18 protein-coding genes are annotated in these 17,481 nt (G+C 46.2%); all 18 read left to right on the plus strand.

Annotated features, from left to right (window positions below):
* Positions 1-135: 135 nt before the first annotated feature.
* The 18 genes from BLS14_RS01770 to BLS14_RS01850 all read left to right on the plus strand — a co-directional run bounded on the left by BLS14_RS01770 (position 136) and on the right by BLS14_RS01850 (position 17,361).
* Positions 136-903 carry a DUF3388 domain-containing protein gene (locus BLS14_RS01770; protein WP_024630282.1) on the plus strand — a complete coding sequence of 256 codons (768 nt, stop codon included), beginning with the start codon at positions 136-138 and terminating at the stop codon, positions 901-903.
* A 66-nt stretch (positions 904-969) separates the two neighbouring features.
* A complete protein-coding gene (locus tag BLS14_RS01775; RefSeq protein WP_090949135.1) occupies positions 970-2,010 on the plus strand; it encodes a helix-turn-helix domain-containing protein in 1,041 nt (346 codons plus the stop codon).
* 37 nt (positions 2,011-2,047) lie between these two features.
* On the plus strand, positions 2,048-2,248 hold the full coding sequence (locus tag BLS14_RS32420; RefSeq protein ID WP_143764708.1) for a hypothetical protein: 201 nt from the start codon (positions 2,048-2,050) through the stop codon (positions 2,246-2,248).
* Positions 2,249-2,401: 153 nt separating this feature from the next.
* A complete protein-coding gene (locus BLS14_RS01780) occupies positions 2,402-2,893 on the plus strand; it encodes a YajQ family cyclic di-GMP-binding protein (RefSeq protein ID WP_017689115.1) in 492 nt (163 codons plus the stop codon).
* 322 nt (positions 2,894-3,215) lie between these two features.
* On the plus strand, positions 3,216-3,803 hold the full coding sequence (gene pgsA / locus BLS14_RS01785) for a CDP-diacylglycerol--glycerol-3-phosphate 3-phosphatidyltransferase (protein ID WP_063566359.1): 588 nt from the start codon (positions 3,216-3,218) through the stop codon (positions 3,801-3,803).
* A 107-nt stretch (positions 3,804-3,910) separates the two neighbouring features.
* Positions 3,911-5,167, plus strand: coding sequence for a competence/damage-inducible protein A (locus BLS14_RS01790; RefSeq protein WP_063566358.1), 1,257 nt, complete (start codon positions 3,911-3,913; stop codon positions 5,165-5,167).
* Between the two features lie 239 nt (positions 5,168-5,406).
* On the plus strand, positions 5,407-6,471 hold the full coding sequence (gene recA / locus BLS14_RS01795; protein WP_053783851.1) for a recombinase RecA: 1,065 nt from the start codon (positions 5,407-5,409) through the stop codon (positions 6,469-6,471).
* Between the two features lie 353 nt (positions 6,472-6,824).
* Positions 6,825-7,562 (plus strand): regulatory protein RecX, encoded by a 738-nt coding sequence (locus BLS14_RS01800; protein ID WP_090949138.1) that lies wholly within the window; start codon positions 6,825-6,827, stop codon positions 7,560-7,562.
* Positions 7,563-7,872: 310 nt separating this feature from the next.
* The gene (gene rny / locus BLS14_RS01805) at positions 7,873-9,414 is read left to right on the plus strand and encodes a ribonuclease Y (RefSeq protein WP_053783853.1); all 1,542 of its coding nucleotides are present in this window, start codon (positions 7,873-7,875) and stop codon (positions 9,412-9,414) included.
* A 161-nt stretch (positions 9,415-9,575) separates the two neighbouring features.
* Positions 9,576-10,370 (plus strand): TIGR00282 family metallophosphoesterase, encoded by a 795-nt coding sequence (locus BLS14_RS01810; RefSeq protein WP_024630289.1) that lies wholly within the window; start codon positions 9,576-9,578, stop codon positions 10,368-10,370.
* Between the two features lie 117 nt (positions 10,371-10,487).
* Entirely contained in the window at positions 10,488-10,748 is a 261-nt protein-coding gene (locus tag BLS14_RS01815; protein WP_019005392.1) for a stage V sporulation protein S, read from the plus strand.
* 92 nt (positions 10,749-10,840) lie between these two features.
* Positions 10,841-11,827 (plus strand): dipeptidase, encoded by a 987-nt coding sequence (locus BLS14_RS01820; protein WP_090949139.1) that lies wholly within the window; start codon positions 10,841-10,843, stop codon positions 11,825-11,827.
* Between the two features lie 213 nt (positions 11,828-12,040).
* Positions 12,041-12,613 carry a phosphate propanoyltransferase gene (gene pduL / locus BLS14_RS01825; RefSeq protein WP_053783855.1) on the plus strand — a complete coding sequence of 191 codons (573 nt, stop codon included), beginning with the start codon at positions 12,041-12,043 and terminating at the stop codon, positions 12,611-12,613.
* Positions 12,614-12,919: 306 nt separating this feature from the next.
* Positions 12,920-14,476, plus strand: a complete 1,557-nt coding sequence (miaB, locus tag BLS14_RS01830) for a tRNA (N6-isopentenyl adenosine(37)-C2)-methylthiotransferase MiaB (RefSeq protein WP_090949141.1) — start codon at positions 12,920-12,922, stop codon at positions 14,474-14,476.
* Positions 14,477-14,729: 253 nt separating this feature from the next.
* Positions 14,730-15,194 carry a YlbF/YmcA family competence regulator gene (locus tag BLS14_RS01835; RefSeq protein WP_371121198.1) on the plus strand — a complete coding sequence of 155 codons (465 nt, stop codon included), beginning with the start codon at positions 14,730-14,732 and terminating at the stop codon, positions 15,192-15,194.
* A gap of 245 nt (positions 15,195-15,439) precedes the next feature.
* Positions 15,440-15,865 (plus strand): PaaI family thioesterase, encoded by a 426-nt coding sequence (locus tag BLS14_RS01840; protein ID WP_063566353.1) that lies wholly within the window; start codon positions 15,440-15,442, stop codon positions 15,863-15,865.
* Between the two features lie 58 nt (positions 15,866-15,923).
* Positions 15,924-16,727, plus strand: coding sequence for an NUDIX hydrolase (locus BLS14_RS01845; protein ID WP_062326181.1), 804 nt, complete (start codon positions 15,924-15,926; stop codon positions 16,725-16,727).
* A 64-nt stretch (positions 16,728-16,791) separates the two neighbouring features.
* Complete coding sequence (locus tag BLS14_RS01850; protein ID WP_090949143.1) at positions 16,792-17,361, plus strand: cysteine hydrolase family protein; 570 nt, start codon at positions 16,792-16,794, stop codon at positions 17,359-17,361.
* The last annotated feature ends 120 nt before the right edge of the window (positions 17,362-17,481 follow it).

Here is a 17,481-nt window from a genome sequence, read left to right on the forward strand (position 1 = left end):
CCTGTTCTTGTAATTCATTTTCTTTTTATATATCATTAACGTGACCCATTTTTAGAAGATATCTCAGATTGTCGTCCAATGGACGCGTTCTGTTACTGTCGAATAATGTGGAATAATGCTTTACGGGGTGTTTAAATGGAATCTAAACAATGGTATATGGAGTATAAAATACATAAGAACAGACCTGGCCTTTTAGGGGATATTGCCTCTATGCTGGGGATGCTTGAAGTAAATATATTGACCATCAACGGTGTTGAAGGCAAAACCCGGGGGATGCTACTGGAATCGGACGATGACGAGAAGATCCGTCTGCTGGGTGAAATGCTTGGCAAAGTGAACAGCATAACTGTGTCTGCTTTGCGTCAACCGAAACTGGTAGATATTCTGGCTGTGCGTCATGGTCGTTATATTGATCGTGATTCGGATGATCGCAAAACATTTCGTTTTACGCGGGACGAACTTGGGTTACTTGTGGACTTTTTGGGTGAAGTATTTAAGAGGGAAGGCAATCAAGTCATTGGTTTGCGTGGAATGCCGCGTGTAGGCAAAACGGAATCCATTATTGCGGGCAGCGTATGTGCGATGAAGCGCTGGACGTTTGTTTCCTCCACACTTCTTCGTCAGACCATAAGAAGCCAGATGTCCGAGGACGAATTGAATCCAAACAATGTGTTTATCATTGACGGAATTGTCAGTACGATTCGTTCAAGCGAACGGCATTATAATCTGTTACAGGACATCATGACGATGCCAAGCACCAAGGTTATTGAACATCCGGATATTTTTGTGCAGGAGTCTGAATATGATTTTAATGATTTTGACATTATTATTGAACTGCGCAACAATCCGAATGAAGAAATTATTTATGATACGTTTACGGCCAGCTACACCGACGAACTGTAACGCTCCGTACGGGATCATGAAATAGATAAGCAACAACCATAGAGATAAACATAAGGAGGAGATGGCATGTCTGAACTGGGTCAGCAGTTAAGAGAGGCCCGGCTGCAAAAAGGGATGAGTCTTGACGATGTACAGGAAATGACTAAAATTCGCAAGAGGTATTTGGAGGCAATAGAGGCAGGAGACTACAAAGTGCTGCCTGGTAGCTTCTATGTGCGTGCATTTATCAAAACCTATGCGGAAACGGTGGGACTAAATCCTGATGAGCTGCTGGAGGGACATAAGAAAGATGTACCTGCAGAAGAAACGGAAGCAACCATGGAGCCGGTTATTCAAAAGCGTTCAAGCCGCCCGGTAGAGCGCAGTAACCGCTGGATGTCTGTTGCGCTGATGTGGACTTTTCCGGTATTAATTCTTGTGCTGTTGTACGTGTATGTAGTGATGAACAGGGATGATTCGGATACACAAGGGCTGGATCAGACGAAGATCACAGACAGCCAGCAGCAACCTCAAGATAAACCGGATGAGCCTACAGATAATGGCCAAGCTTCTAATCCTCCAGCGAATGAATCAGGTAGCGGAGAAACGAATGATGGCGAAGCAGGCGGTAACGGTGGCGGAACAGCAGAGGGGCAGACTGACGGACAGACGGATGGGCAAACGACGGGTGAAAATGAAGAGAACCCAACGGATAATACGCCAGCTTCTGTAACTGTTGCTGAAGACGGAAAATCAGGCAATATTACAAACTTCAAAGTAAACGGCAGTGCAGGGCAGCCTGTGACCGTTACAATTAAAGCAACGGGGCATAGTTGGCTGGAAGTATACAAGGGCGAGAACTCTAGTGGAGAAAAGTTAGAGTACGGCAACACCGCTGAAGGAGACAGTTATACTTTTGAATTGGACAGTGCAGGAATGTACATTAAGTCCGGTTACGCTGCAGCGACCACAATTGAGGTTGCAGGGCAGGTTGTGACAGACGGGAAAGCGACAAACCGCATTCGGTTAAGACTTGGTGAGGATACGTCCTCCGCAGGTACTGAAGGCACTACGACGAATGAAACAGGAAGCACTAGCGAAGGAAGCACCGGCACTAACGGCGAATAACCAAAGTTTCTGCGGGAGACACTAACCTTGTCTTAACTTGCAGTCAACTTTTGGTGAAGTGAGGTGGATGGCTGTGACAGTCAGCTGGATCGTAACAGGTTTGGGGATCATTGTCAGCCTCCTGGGTTATTACTTGACCCCAACTGCTTGGGGTTACGGTATTTTGGGTTTTGGACTTGCACATGTACTTCTGGGTGTGCTTGACATGTTCAGACAGCCTAATCGCAGCCGTTATTAGAATGGCAGCCGCACGGTAAGCATTTTTGGCAACCACCTCAAGTGGCAGCCAAAAATGCTTTTTTATTTTGAAAAACCTCATAAAATTAGACTTTTGCTTGGCGTATCCTCTATAATGTTACAGAACATATGATTAACTGAAAGGGTGACTGGTTTGAGTTCAGAAAATTCATTTGATATCGTGTCCAAAATGGACTTGCAGGAATTGACAAATGCCGTTACACAAACGGAAAAAGAAATTGGCACGCGTTATGACTTCAAGGGCAGCAAGAGCAGTCTGAAACTGGATAAGGATGCGTTAACGATCGTATCTGATGATGAGACCAAACTCAAGGCTGTTATCGATGTACTGCAATCCAAGATGGCTAAGCGGGGTTTACCTTTAAAAAACATTGATTATGCAAAAGTAGAACCAGCTTCTTCAGGTACAGTCCGCCAGCGTTTGAATTTCAAGCAGGGGATTGATCAGGATATCGCTAAAAAAATTAATATTCTGATTCGTGACTCCAAGATGAAAGTGAAGAGTCAGATTCAGGGAGATCAGCTCCGGGTAACAGGTAAAAGTAAGAATGATTTGCAGGCAGTTATGCAGTTGTTGAACGGTGCCAATCTACCTCTAGATCTGCAATATACAAACTTTAAGTAAGATCTCCTCATTGTAGCTAGGTATGTTTTTTGACACTGCAATTGGCGTATATTATACTAAGTGTGCATTGCTGGCAGATAAGCATCAAAGCCCAGTCATCATCGTTTGCTGACTTTGTGAAAAGCAGTACATCTTCTGAAAGTCACCGGAACGTTTAAAACGGTTTTGCGTTTGAACGGTTGACTTTATTTTTTGCGTTTTTACATAGTGAGAGCACTTTAGTGCTGATTGACAGTGAAACTGTAAATTTCATGTTCCGGATGATGAATACGGGATTAAGATGAATGTTTGGAGTAATGGAGGATAAGAGGGAGGGCGTCTTGTGAATTTACCCAACCGGATTACGCTTGCACGAATTTGCTTAATCCCTTTTTTGATGGTGTTCCTGCTTGTAGATTTTCCGTTCTATCCAGAGCCGTTGCAATTGGGAAGCTTATCGCTCCCGTATAATCAGTTGATTGCTGCTGTCATTTTTATCATTGCAGCAAGCACGGATGGAATTGACGGCTATCTGGCGCGGAAAAATAATATGGTCACTAACCTGGGGAAATTGCTTGATCCGCTGGCTGACAAGTTGTTGGTTACTGCGGTGCTAATTTCTCTTGTGGAAATGGGCAAGTTGGATTCCTGGATTGCTGTGGTCATTATTAGTCGTGAGTTTGCGGTTACCGGCTTGCGTCAGATTGCGTTATTGGATGGTTCGGTTGTTGCGGCAAGTGCCTGGGGCAAACTGAAAACCGTCGTGCAAATTGTGGCGATTGTACTGCTGTTGTTGAATAATTTCCCGTTCTCATTCACGGGTATTCACATGGACGTTATTGCCGTTTGGGCTGCAGCGATTATTACGATTTGGTCAGGCATTGATTACTTTATCAAAAACAAAAATTTGCTTCATTTATCGAAAGCGTAACGTTTGAGGTTAAATGGGTAAGTATGAAGAAATCATTTGTACGAAGGGCAATAGGAAATTATCCTATTGCCCTTTGATCACTCACCACGTGTACAGGAGGATGCTGAATGAAGGCAGAAATCATTGCAGTTGGCACAGAATTGTTGCTTGGACAAATTGTGAATACCAATGCTCGATATCTATCCCGTGAATTGGCTGCAATCGGGATAGATGTATATTTCCAAACGGTGGTTGGTGATAATCTAAATCGACTTAGTGACGCTATTCGCATCGCTCAGGGTCGTGCAGACGTCATTTTATTTTCTGGGGGCATCGGTCCTACACAGGATGACCTGACCAAGGATGCGATCGCGGCAGTCTTGAACCGCAAGCTGCATATAGATCGAATGGCCATGGACAAGATCGAGAGCTTCTTCCGAGATCGTAATGTAGACATGACCGAAAACAATCGTCGTCAGGCAATCGTTATAGAAGGCGGGACACCGCTGGCGAACGAAACAGGCCTTGCCGCAGGAAATGCGATTTCTGACAATGGCAAGCATTATGTAGTGATGCCTGGACCACCGAAAGAGCTAATTCCTATGTTTGAACAGGAAGTTAAGCCTTGGTTGTTCCAGCATGTACTGACAGAAGAAATGCCGATCTACTCGAAAATGCTGAAGTTTGCAGGAATTGGTGAATCGGCATTGGAAGACCGACTCCTTGATCTGATTGATACACAGACAGATCCTACCATTGCTCCTTATGCAAGTGAGGGAGAAGTTACGGTACGTGTATCTACAAAGGCTCCAAGTGAGAATGAGGCAAAGCTGAAGCTGGATGCAATGGAAGTTCAGATTCGGGAACGATTGCCAGAGCATCTCTACGCGAACGAGGATGTGCCTATAGAGTACACAATTGTAACGATGATGTCTGATATGGGTCTGACTCTTAGCGCGGCTGAGAGCTGTACAGGAGGGCTCGTCATGCAAAGTCTGACATCAGTTCCTGGCAGTGCGTCGATGCTTAAGGGCGGAATTGTATGTTACTCCAATGAAATTAAAGAGAAGCTGCTCCATGTGCCGCATTCCTATCTGGAAGGTGAAGATGCACCGGGCGCAGTGAGTCCGGAAGTGGCCAAAGTGCTGGCAGAGCAGATTCGAATGATTGGGGATGCCGACTTCGGTCTGTCAGTGACAGGTGTAGCGGGACCTGGTTATTCCGAACGCAAACCGCCAGGTCTTGTCTTCATCGCTCTGGCAGAGCGTGGTAAAGAGACAGAAATTCATGAACTGCGCATTAATGGCAATCGGGAGACGGTTCGGATTCGTTCAGCGAAAGCGATTCTTTACCGTTTGTGGCGCAAGCTTGTGGAGATGGACTAGTTAAGAGCTCGGATTGCATTTGCCAAGGCAAGCAAGTATAATAAAGGAAGACGGAAGAACCGTAAAATCAGGCTTTACAGCCTTGTTTACGGTTCTTTTTTCTGTTTAATGGAAAGTTTCCTTGAGGAAGAGGCGCCTCGGCCTTTACAAAAAAAACGAATGTATGTTCGAAAAAAAGCTTGGCAAACGTGTTAAAACAAGGTATCATTATCTTATAAACAGTAAAGGGTGTGAGCTTATTGTCAGACCGTCGTGCCGCGCTTGATATGGCGCTCCGTCAAATAGAGAAGCAATTTGGTAAAGGATCCATCATGAAACTGGGTGAGTCGACTCACATGAATGTGGAAATTATACCCAGTGGTTCCTTGGCTTTGGATATTGCATTAGGAACAGGCGGCTTGCCTAAAGGCCGTATTGTTGAAATATATGGACCTGAATCTTCTGGTAAAACAACCGTAGCATTGCATGCTATCGCTGAAGTACAAAGAGTGGGTGGACAAGCTGCATTTATCGATGCCGAGCATGCTCTTGACCCACAATACGCCAGCAAACTGGGTGTTAACATTGACGAATTGCTTCTGTCTCAGCCAGATACGGGTGAGCAAGGGCTTGAAATTGCAGAAGCTCTTGTACGTAGTGGTGCTGTGGACATTGTCGTTATTGACTCTGTGGCTGCATTGGTACCAAAAGCAGAAATCGAAGGCGAAATGGGTGATTCCCATGTCGGTTTGCAAGCGCGTCTGATGTCTCAGGCACTGCGTAAACTGTCTGGTGCAATCAGTAAATCCAAAACGATCGCGATCTTTATCAACCAACTTCGTGAAAAAGTCGGGGTTATGTTTGGTAACCCAGAAACAACACCTGGTGGTCGTGCCCTGAAATTTTATTCCACGGTACGTCTGGATGTACGCCGTATTGAGAGTATCAAATCAGGAAATGACATGATTGGTAACCGTACGCGTATTAAAGTGGTGAAAAACAAAGTAGCACCTCCGTTTAAACAAGCGGAAGTGGATATCATGTACGGTGAGGGTATTTCGAGAGAAGGCAGTATCATTGACATTGGTACTGAGCTGGACATCGTCAATAAAAGTGGTGCATGGTACTCATACGAAGGCGAGCGTTTAGGACAAGGCCGTGAGAACGCGAAGCAGTTCATGAAAGAGCATAAAGATATTGCTGAAATCATTGAACAAAAAATTCGTGTAGCCAGTAACTTGACTACTGCAGTTCCTGCGCCAACTAGCGAAGAGCAACAAAAAGAAGCAGCAGAAGAACAAGAACTATTTGAAATTAACGAGTAAGCCTCCCTTGTAGGAAGGGCCCTAGAGGGCCTTGCCCTCTGAACTCCCAAAGCTTGTCTGATTGAGCTTGCTCGATCTAGCTTGGGGTATGGTGTGTGCGCTCGCGCTGTCCAACAGCCTCTGTCCGAATGGGCAGAGGCTGTTGGCACGTTTACTATTAGGGAGAGGCCGGATATTGTTTCCGGCCTTTTGTATTAGCGTCTGATGTCTCTGTGAAGTTACGCTAAACGTATTCAGTGTAGCTGTGTTATCTCCGTCGGAGATGTATTCGAGGAGTCTTTTTTTTTGCTATGCACTTGTCAGTTAGGCCGTGCAGTTCAGACACACAAAATGACATGGAAGGGGAGACCGAAATGGATCAACATGAAGATGATTTATATGAAGAAGCCGAGCTGGAGGGAATCTCCCAATTCCCGGATAACGAAGAACTTACCATTACACGAGTTGAACGAACGAAGAGCAGGGAAGCTCGTTACCGAATTACCTTTGGTTTATATTCAATTACGGTGCTTGAAGATGTAATGATTAAATATCGGATGACCCGGGGAAATACGTTTCTGAAAAAAGACTTGGAAGATATCATCGTAGCTGACGAGCGACAGCGGGCGTATGTGCAGTCTTTGCGATATCTGGAGCATAAACCTCGGACACGCCACGAATTAAGTCAGAAGCTTCGTCAGAAAGAGTTTGCTGCACCGTTGATTGAAGAGGCCCTGGATCGGCTTGAGCGTGAGAATTTGGTCGATGACGAACTGTTTGCGAAGGAATGGACTCGTCAGCGTATGGAGGGCCAGCGGAAGGGAAAACTGTGGATAAGGCAAGAGCTGCGTCAGAAGGGCATTGCCAATAATCTGATTGCTGAAGCGCTGGAAGGTGTAAGTACAGATGCGGAATTTGAGACGGCTCTAACCGCCGGACGCAAAAAATGGAATCAGGTCAAAGGAGACATCCAGGAGAAGAAACGTAAAACGCTTCCCTTCTTGATGCGACGAGGTTTTTCCATGGATATGGTGCGTCGGGTCGTGAATTGTTTAATTGAAGAAGACGAGGTTAAAGACCCCGAAGAAGACGAAGCGTTGTTATGGGATTAGCAGACTGGACTCACTATACTGCATTCTCTTGACAATTTCTTTCGTCAAATACTAAAATGGACATGAGTCTGTAAGAAATGGACAACCCTTTTTCCTTCCAAAAAAGCGGTTTCTGTTTTTTAAGATTTATACCATTCATGATTATGGGTTCGCCAGAGACGGTGAATAGTACGTGGCAACATGTACACTTGAAATGAAAATCGGCGGGGGATCGCCGTGAGTATTCGTTATTCCCAAAAATATGTAAGGTTTGAAAACTGCAAATTGACCCAAGGAATGCCTTGGAGGAACCAACGAGGAGGTGAACAGTATGAATCCTGCAATCACGATCGCTCTCGTTGCAGCCGCGCTATTCATTGGGTTCGGAGTAGGATATTTTATTCGCAAATCTCTTGCAGAAGCTAAGATCTCCAGTGCGGAAGAAGCTGCCGTACAAATCGTGGAGAACGCGAAGAAAGAGGCAGAGGCACTGAAGAAAGAAACGGTGCTGGAAGCGAAGGATGAAATCCATCGCATTCGCGCCGAAGCTGAAAAAGACACTCGTGAACGTCGGAACGAAATTCAACGACAAGAAAGACGATTGTTGCAAAAAGAAGAGTCGCTGGATAAAAAATTGGAATCACTCGAACGTAAAGAAGAGCAAGTGGCTAACAAAGAGAAACGAATTGATGAGACACAGCAGCAGATCGAGATGATCTACAAAAACCAGGTGACGGAGCTGGAGCGCATATCCAACCTCACTATGGAAGACGCACGCAGTATCATACTGTCCAACGTAGAACAGGAAGTTCGTCATGAGACGGCTCAAATGATCAAGGACATTGAACAGCAAGCGAAGGAAGAAGCGGACAAAAAGTCCCGCGAGATTATTACACTCGCTATCCAACGTTGTGCGGCTGACCACGTGGCGGAAACAACGGTATCCGTTGTTACTTTGCCAAATGAAGAAATGAAAGGCCGGATTATCGGTCGTGAAGGACGTAACATCCGTGCGCTTGAAACCCTTACAGGGATTGACCTCATTATCGATGATACGCCAGAAGCTGTTATTCTGTCGGGCTTTGACCCGATTCGCCGTGAAATCGCCCGTACTGCCCTCGAAAAACTGGTGGCTGATGGACGTATTCACCCGGCACGGATTGAAGAGATGGTGGAGAAATCCCGCAAAGAAGTGGATGAGCGTATCCGTGAATACGGTGAGCAAGCTACCTTTGAAGTGGGCGTGCATGGTCTGCATCCGGACTTGATTAAAATTCTGGGCCGGTTGAAGTTCCGTACAAGCTACGGTCAAAACGTCTTGAAACATTCGATGGAAGTCGCTTATCTGGCTGGATTGATGGCCGGCGAACTCGGAGAAGACGTAACCTTAGCAAGACGTGCAGGTCTATTGCATGACATCGGTAAAGCGCTGGATCACGAAGTGGAAGGATCACACGTCGAAATCGGCGTGGAACTAGCGAAGAAATACAAAGAACATCCGGTTGTAATCAACAGTATCGCGTCCCATCACGGGGATTGCGAAGCGACTTCGGTTATTGCCATGTTGGTTGGCGCAGCAGATGCGCTCTCCGCAGCAAGACCAGGCGCACGCCGCGAAACGCTGGAAACGTATATCAAACGACTGGAGAAGCTGGAAGAGATTTCGGAATCGTTCGAAGGTGTCGAGAAATCGTATGCCATCCAGGCCGGACGCGAAGTTCGCGTTATGGTACAGCCTGAGAAAATCGACGATGCTGAAGCCTTCCGCCTCGCGCGTGACATCACGAAGATGATCGAGAACGAACTTGATTATCCGGGTCACATCAAAGTCACCGTCATCCGGGAAACCCGTGCGGTTGAATACGCAAAATAGAGCATTACGGAAAAGTGGCCGCAGTAGTGGGCCACTTTTCCTTTTGATAGCTTGTTAAAAGGCGTTTAATAAAAAAAATGGTGAGCAAGAGATAGAGGTCCTGCGAAGTTTCGGATGCTTTGAAGTAGGCTGCGCTTGGTAGGGATTAAGGAGGCAGTAAAATGAAAGTTTTGTTTATTGGTGATATTGTGGGGAACGTGGGGCGTAAGGCATTGAAGGAAAACCTTCCCTACCTCAAAACGAAGTATAAGCCACATGTGGTCATTGTTAATGGGGAAAATGCAGCGGCAGGCCGTGGAATCACCGGGGCAATTGCAAATGAGTTTTTCAACTGGGGTGTGCATGGCATCACCCTTGGTAACCATACCTGGGACAATAAGGACATATTTGATTTTATAGATGATGAGCCACGTATGATTCGTCCTGCGAACTTTCCGCCGGGAACACCAGGCAGAGGATACACCGTAGTCAAAGGAGAAGGCAAGGAGCTGGCGATTGTCAACCTGCAAGGCCGGACATTCCTGCCTGCTCTAGATTGTCCATTCCGCGTTGCCGATGAAATTGTGGATGAACTGCGTCAAGACCACAAATGCATTCTGGTCGATATGCATGCTGAAGCAACGTCTGAGAAGATTGCTATGGGCTGGCATCTGGATGGACGTGCGTCGCTGGTCGTAGGTACACATACACATGTGCAGAGCAACGATGATCGTATTTTGCCAGGAGGAACAGCTTATTTAACCGATGCGGGTATGGTAGGGCCGCGTGACGGCATATTGGGCATGGAGCGTGAAGCGGTGCTTCGCAAGTTCTACACCCAGCTTCCGGTACGATTTGTTGTGGATGATGGCAAATGGCATTTCCACGGTGTATTTGTGGAGATCGATGAAGCCACAGGTGCTGCAACACGCATTGAGAAAATTCGTCTGATGGAGGACGAGTGGCGCATGGAATAGGGGTATTGTCCCAATTTGCAGGGAAACCCGTCTAAAAAGAAGGAATTTTTTTGCCTCCCGCGAATAACATCTAGTAAGTGGAAACAAACATTCAACATTCCCAGGGAGGTACTTACCATGGAAGTATTAAAAGTTTCAGCAAAGTCCAATCCCAATTCCGTAGCCGGCGCTCTTGCAGGTGTTCTTCGTGAACGTGGAAATGCTGAACTGCAGGCAATTGGAGCGGGAGCACTGAACCAAGCCATTAAAGCGGTAGCGATAGCCCGGGGATTTGTAGCACCAAGCGGAGTTGACTTGATTTGTATTCCAGCTTTTACAGACATTGTGATCGACGGCGAGGACCGAACGGCCATTAAGCTGATTGTGGAGCCCAGATAATACATGCGTTTATGCATTGAACCTGTTTACGAAGTAGACAGGTTTTTTTGCGTTTTATTCCATAACATAACCGTTTAGAAGGAGAGATTGTGATGCACAACTGGCGAGTAGCCGATTTTCATTGTGATGCTTTGAGTAAAATGCTGATGAACCCTAGCCATTCATTTGAAAATGCTTCACAGCTGGATGTGAATCTGGAACGTATGAGAGAAGGTAACATTGGTTTGCAGGCCTTTGCAATCTATTTGCCCGAAGTGCTTGGCAGAGGAAAGTTTGAACATGTGATGGGCCAGTTGGACACGTACCGCAAGCGAGTGGAGATAACCAAAGAACGAGCTGAAGGCACGAATACATTGTTATGGCGAGAACAGCTTACGCAGATCGGGCAAACGGACAGACCATGGGGACTACTTACACTTGAAGGTGTCGATGGACTGGAGGGCAATCTCTTTTATCTTGAGTTGTGTTATCAAATGGGTGTGCGGATCGTTGGCCTTACCTGGAACTATGCCAATTGGGCAGCTGATGGTGTACTGGAGAAACGTGGGGCGGGACTTACGGAGAAGGGCAGAGAGCTGGTTCAACTGTGTAACCAAATCGGCATGCTGCTGGATGTATCACATCTGACCGAGAAAGGTTTCTGGGAACTTGCTGACCTTAGTGAACGTCCTTTTATCGCTTCGCATTCCAACAGTTATGCCATATGCCCGCATGTGCGTAATCTGAAGGATGAGCAGATACGGGCCATTATTGCCCGGGAAGGGCGTATTGGGCTGACGTTTGTACCGTGGTTTGTGAAGCAGGAAGGCGAAGTATGTATTGAAGATCTATTGCCTCATATTGAGCAGATATGTTCTCTGGGAGGGGAGCATCATCTGATGATGGGGTCTGATTTTGACGGAATTGCTACGTATATCCATGACCTTGAACATACCGGGCAGTATCCAAAGCTGATAGATACGCTGCTCAAGCACTACGACGAATCACTCGTTCATGGTTGGATGTGGGGCAATGCGATGAGTTATTTAGGAGAAAATTTTCCAAGGGAAAATTTGAAGGTGGAACATGGTAAATCATGATACCGTTGGTCCCCTGAAGAAAACGAGCTGAAAGGAATAGCCGTCCATGTTCAGATGGATTTACCAAATGCAGGGGATTAATGATTGCAAAATAAGTGTATTTCATGAATTTTCAGCAGTTCGTTTTCATTTCACTTCAAAAAGGGGTATAATACCATAGGATTGTTAAGAGCCTGGCTACAGGCCATAGATAAACAAGGAGTGAAATTCACAATGAGCAAAACTGTACCTGTGGGCGTATCTGCCCGTCACATTCATGTATCTCAAGAGCACGTTGAAATTTTGTTTGGTAAAGGCTACGAATTGACCGAGTTTAAACCTCTGTCCCAACCAGGACAATATGCTGCTAACGAAACAGTAGCGGTTATTGGTTCGAAAGGACAGTTTGATAAAGTGCGTATCCTTGGACCTGTTCGTCCGGAAACACAACTGGAAATCTCGATGACAGATTCTTTCGCTATTGGTGTTAAGGCACCTGTTCGTGAATCCGGAAGCATCGAAGGTACTCCAGGTATTACGATTAAAGGACCTGCTGGCGAAGTTACAATCGATAAAGGTGTTATCGTTGCTGCTCGTCATATCCACTTCCATACTTCTGATGCTGCTAAATGGGGCATTGAGGACAAACAATTGCTGAAAGTTCGTCTGGGTGGAGATCGTGGTCTGGTACTGGAAAATGTACTGGCTCGTGTATCGGATTCCTTTGCACTGGACATGCATATTGATACGGATGAAGCTAATGCAGCTGGCGCTCGTAACGGCGATACTGCTGAAATCATCGACTAATCACATGGAACAATCTTCAGCCGTGATCTTGGCGGTTTGAATGAACGTATAAACCTGAGTATATCCACGCGTCGCTACATTCGACCTGGGATAGCTCAGGTTTTTGTGTATTTTCGGGCTGTTTAGCAGACCTGCGCAGATTTCGGGATAGGCGAAGGGGCAGCGGCTTTGGATGTGGAACTACAGCCCAATTCATGTTATAATTTGCTGTAATGCTCTTTTGATGTATAAAGCGTGCAAATCACGTGAAACAAGATGAAATAACGATTTTTTATTAATAGAGGCTGTAAGGAGTGACCGAAGGAAATGGCTAAAGACTCAAAAAAGGATTACTCCCAATATTTTGATTTCTCCGATGCCAAAGTAATTTCGCAAGATGAATTCAGCAAAAAGATAAGAATCCGGGGCCGGGAGATTAACATCAAATCCGAACCTAATCATCGTCAGGAGAAACAACGGGGCAAGGAAGACGTCCAGGTGCTTTACGAAACAGCCGTACCCGAGGAACTGAAAAACGTGGGGAAAGGCAAACACTATATCGTATATACGTATGGATGCCAGATGAACGAACATGATTCGGAGACCATCAAAGGATTGCTTGAATCGATGGGCTATCAGGCTACCGAGGATCGCAAAGAGGCAGATATCATTCTGTTAAACACATGTGCGATTCGAGAAAATGCGGAAGATAAAGTGTTTGGTGAGCTGGGCCATCTGAAAACCCTGAAAACCGAACGTCCAGGTTTGTTACTGGGTGTGTGTGGCTGTATGTCGCAGGAAGAAGGCGTCGTGAACCGGATCATGCAGAAGCATGGTTTTGTGGATATGATTTTTGGTACACACAACGTACATCGGCTGCCACACCTGATTCAAGAAGCGCTGTTCAGTAAAGAAATGGTTGTTGAGGTATGGTCCAAGGAAGGCGACATCATTGAGAACCTACCGAAAAAACGTGAGGGCATGCGCGGCTGGGTGAACATTATGTATGGTTGCGACAAGTTCTGTACATATTGCATCGTCCCGTTCACACGGGGGAAAGAGCGCAGTCGACGTCCAGAAGATGTTATTGCCGAAGTTCGTGAACTGGCAAGACAAGGCTTCAAGGAAATCACGCTGCTCGGCCAGAACGTTAATGCTTATGGCAAAGACTTCACGGATCTGAAGTATAGCTTCGGTGACCTGATGGATGATATCCGCAAAATCGATATTCCACGGGTTCGGTTTACAACCAGTCATCCACGTGACTTCGATGATCATCTGATTGAGGTGCTTGCGAAGGGCGGGAACCTGGTGGAACATATCCATCTGCCTGTGCAGTCTGGTAGCACGGAAGTGCTGAAACGTATGAGCCGCAAGTACAGTCGGGAACACTACCTGAAGCTTGCTGACAAAATTAAAACTGCAATTCCAGATGTCGTGTTAACCACTGATATTATCGTTGGTTTCCCGGGGGAGACGGAAGAGCAGTTCGAAGATACGCTGTCACTGGTCAAGGAAGTTGGCTACGATTTTGCCTACACATTCATCTACTCTCCGCGTGAAGGTACACCTGCTGCGGTGATGGAGGATAACGTGCCGATGGACGTGAAGAAGGAACGTTTGAAACGCTTGAACGAGACGATCAACGCATACAGCCATAGCAGCAATGAAAAGCAGCGCGGCAAGGTTGTTGAAGTGCTGGTCGAAGGTGAGAGCAAACGGAATTCCAATGTTCTGGCAGGACGTACACGCAGCAACAAGCTGGTGCACTTTGAAGGACCTAAAGAATTGATCGGTACTTTTGTACATGTAGAAATCACCGATCCAATGACTTTCTATATTCGGGGCAACCTGCTCTCAGAGCCAGTAGCCGCCAATCAGTAATACACAAACCTAATAAGATGAATGTCTTTTTGCACTTGGCGGGTTACGGCCCAGCGTAGCGAAGGTGACGGAATCGATTCTGTAGAAGCGAAGCGTTCGCCTTTGTCTCCAAATTTTATCCACAGACTATTACAATCAGAAAAATTTGGAGACAACAGCGATCGAAAGAACGATCCGTAACCGCAGCGGTCACTCAAGCAGTTAACTAAGCTTAGTGCAACATCGAGTATTTCATCTTATATCATCTCATAGAATGGAGCGATTTCGAGTGGCGCAGGAAGAAGTGCAGTACAACCCTTATGGAATGCCTACCTACGATACGCGCAATCTGGTTATACGCGACGACATTATGGGAAAAGCCAAAGAATTGGCTGATATGCTTGGAACGAGCGAGGAAGTTAAACAGTTCCAACAGGCTGAGTCCAAAATTCGCGATCATGAGCGCATCCAACAATTGATTGCAACGATCAAGAAGAAACAAAAGGAAATCGTTGCTTTTGAAAGCTTCAAAAATGCAGACATGGTCAGCAAAATTGAACAGGAAATTGAGGATCTGCAGGCAGAGTTGGACGGCATTCCACTCGTTACGGAATTTCAGCAAAGTCAAAGCGATATCAATTATTTGCTTCAGCTTGTTATTTCTGTAATTCGGGATACCGTCTCCGAGAAAGTGAACGTGGAGGCAGGTACGGATTCACCTCCGACCAGCTGCGGGTAAGTGAACGGAAGGGTGCGGACGCAGTCCGCGCCTTTTTTGATCATCTCAGACTCCACGTGGTGGGGTTATTTTGTGTGGTGGCCTGATCAAGACAACTTCACTGGATAAGACCTGTTCCGTAAGAGCAGGCTTAATATAATAACGAAGCACTTTAGATCAACTACGAAAAGAACCAATGCTGGTAAAATCATCAACAACATACATCATGGGCTTTATACTTAAAGTGCACTAAAGGGGAAATCAATATGGGTATTTTGGACAAAATGGTTGCAGAAGGAAACGGAAGATTTTGGGGCTTTCTCGGTTGTCGGTTTATTAAAGGTGACGGAGAAGAAGTACAGATCGCGCTGACAGCGGGCGAACATCACACCAACTCCATGGGGATTATTCATGGTGGAGTGCTGACGTCCCTGATGGATCAGGCGATGGGCATGGTAGCTACAGCGGCAATGGCAGTAGACAGTTGTGTGACCACCAATCTGAATGTTCATTTCTTGGCACCTATGAAACAAGGGGAATTAATCGTGACATCAACGATCCTTCATCAAGCGGGGCGTAGTGTGACGGCACAATCTGAGGTACGGGATGCATCTGGAACGTTGGGATGTATGGCAACAGCTACATTCCGTATAGCGCGAGTAAAAGCGCAAAACACGGAATCTCAAGGTTGACAAAAGATATTATTATGTCATAATGAAAATATCAAAATGAGAATAGTCGGTGGTGCCCATGAGCGAAAACTACGAACAATTCAATGCTGAAAGCGATGAACAGGCAGCACGTGCCTATAGTTCCAAGAAATATCGTACACCCGATGGTGTTCCTGCGGATATCGTCATGTTTACCTTGACCAAGCGGGAACGCAAGACGGTAACCAAGACACTCCCAATCCGGGAGTTGAAGGTCATGCTGATCAAACGCAAAGGATGGCCTTTTGCGGGGAGATGGGCGTTGCCCGGTGGATTTTGTCAGGAAAATGAATCCATCTATGGTGCTGCAAAGCGCGAGTTGATGGAAGAGACAGGTGTGGACGGCGGACATCTGGAGTACTTGAATGTATATAGTCAGCCTGGGCGTGACCCCAGAGGATGGATTATCTCACATGCGTTTTTTGCACTGGTAGAGGAATGGATGTTGGAACACCGTCAGGCGGCAGATGATGCTGAGGATGTTGGATTATTTACGATTCAGGAAGCTTTGCAAGAGCTCGAGCTTGCCTTTGATCACCGGACGATTATAGAAGATGCGTACCGGCGTATTCAACAGCAAATGCTGGAAACGACGATTGCACGACAGTTCCTGCCTCGTGATTTTACACTAAGCGAGTTATACCAAGTGATTCAGAGTGTTGTACCTGACTTTGAAGAACCGAATTTCATTCGGAAGATCACTTCTACACGCAGCCGCAAAGGCATTGTGGAAGAGGTTCGGGATGAGGAGGGCAACCTGCTAAGCTCCAATCAATATTCACAGCGTCCGGCCCAGCTATACCGTTTTACGGAGCTTGTACCTCGTCTTTCCATCTATACTTAATTCGCAAGCGAATCATGATGGATTGAATCAGGATCAACCTATTCTCAAAAAGGGAGTGTGGACGATGAAAGCACTGATTGTAATCGATTTTACACGTGATTTTGTGACAGGTTCGTTGCCTGTAGGCCAGCCTGCTGTGGAGATTGAGGAGACGATTGCAGCAATAACGGAGGCTTATTGCAATAACAAGCATGAGGTTGTTATGGCCGTGGACTTGCATGAAGAGAATGATCCTTACCATCCGGAAACGGCCCTTTTTCCGCCCCATAACATTAGAGGTACGGAGGGAAGACAGCTTTATGGTCGTCTAGCCCAGGTTATGGAAGAACGGGAATCTCAGATTCGATGGATGGATAAAACAAGATACAGCGCATTCTGCGGTACAGATCTGGAGCTGCGCCTGCGTGAACGTGGAATAACAGACATTGCACTGATCGGTGTATGTACGGATATTTGCGTACTGCACACGGCAGTGGATGCTTATAATAAAGGTTTTCACATAACGGTATATGAAGACGCCGTGGCGAGCTTCAATCAAGCGGGACATGATTGGGCGCTTGGACATTTTCGTTCCAGTCTTGGGGCCCAGGTGGTCAAAGCGAGCGATACCGTTCTCGCAGGCTTGAACCAGTAAACCAACCTGTGATTATATCCATCATATCCTGTTGAACAAGTGTTATGTTGCTGGGGAATATGGTGAATAGGAATAAACCGGAGACTTATGCAATGGTACGTAACCAGAATCATGAATCAT

Source organism: Paenibacillus sp. OK060, from assembly GCF_900101205.1.
Taxonomy (GTDB): domain Bacteria; phylum Bacillota; class Bacilli; order Paenibacillales; family Paenibacillaceae; genus Paenibacillus; species Paenibacillus marchantiae.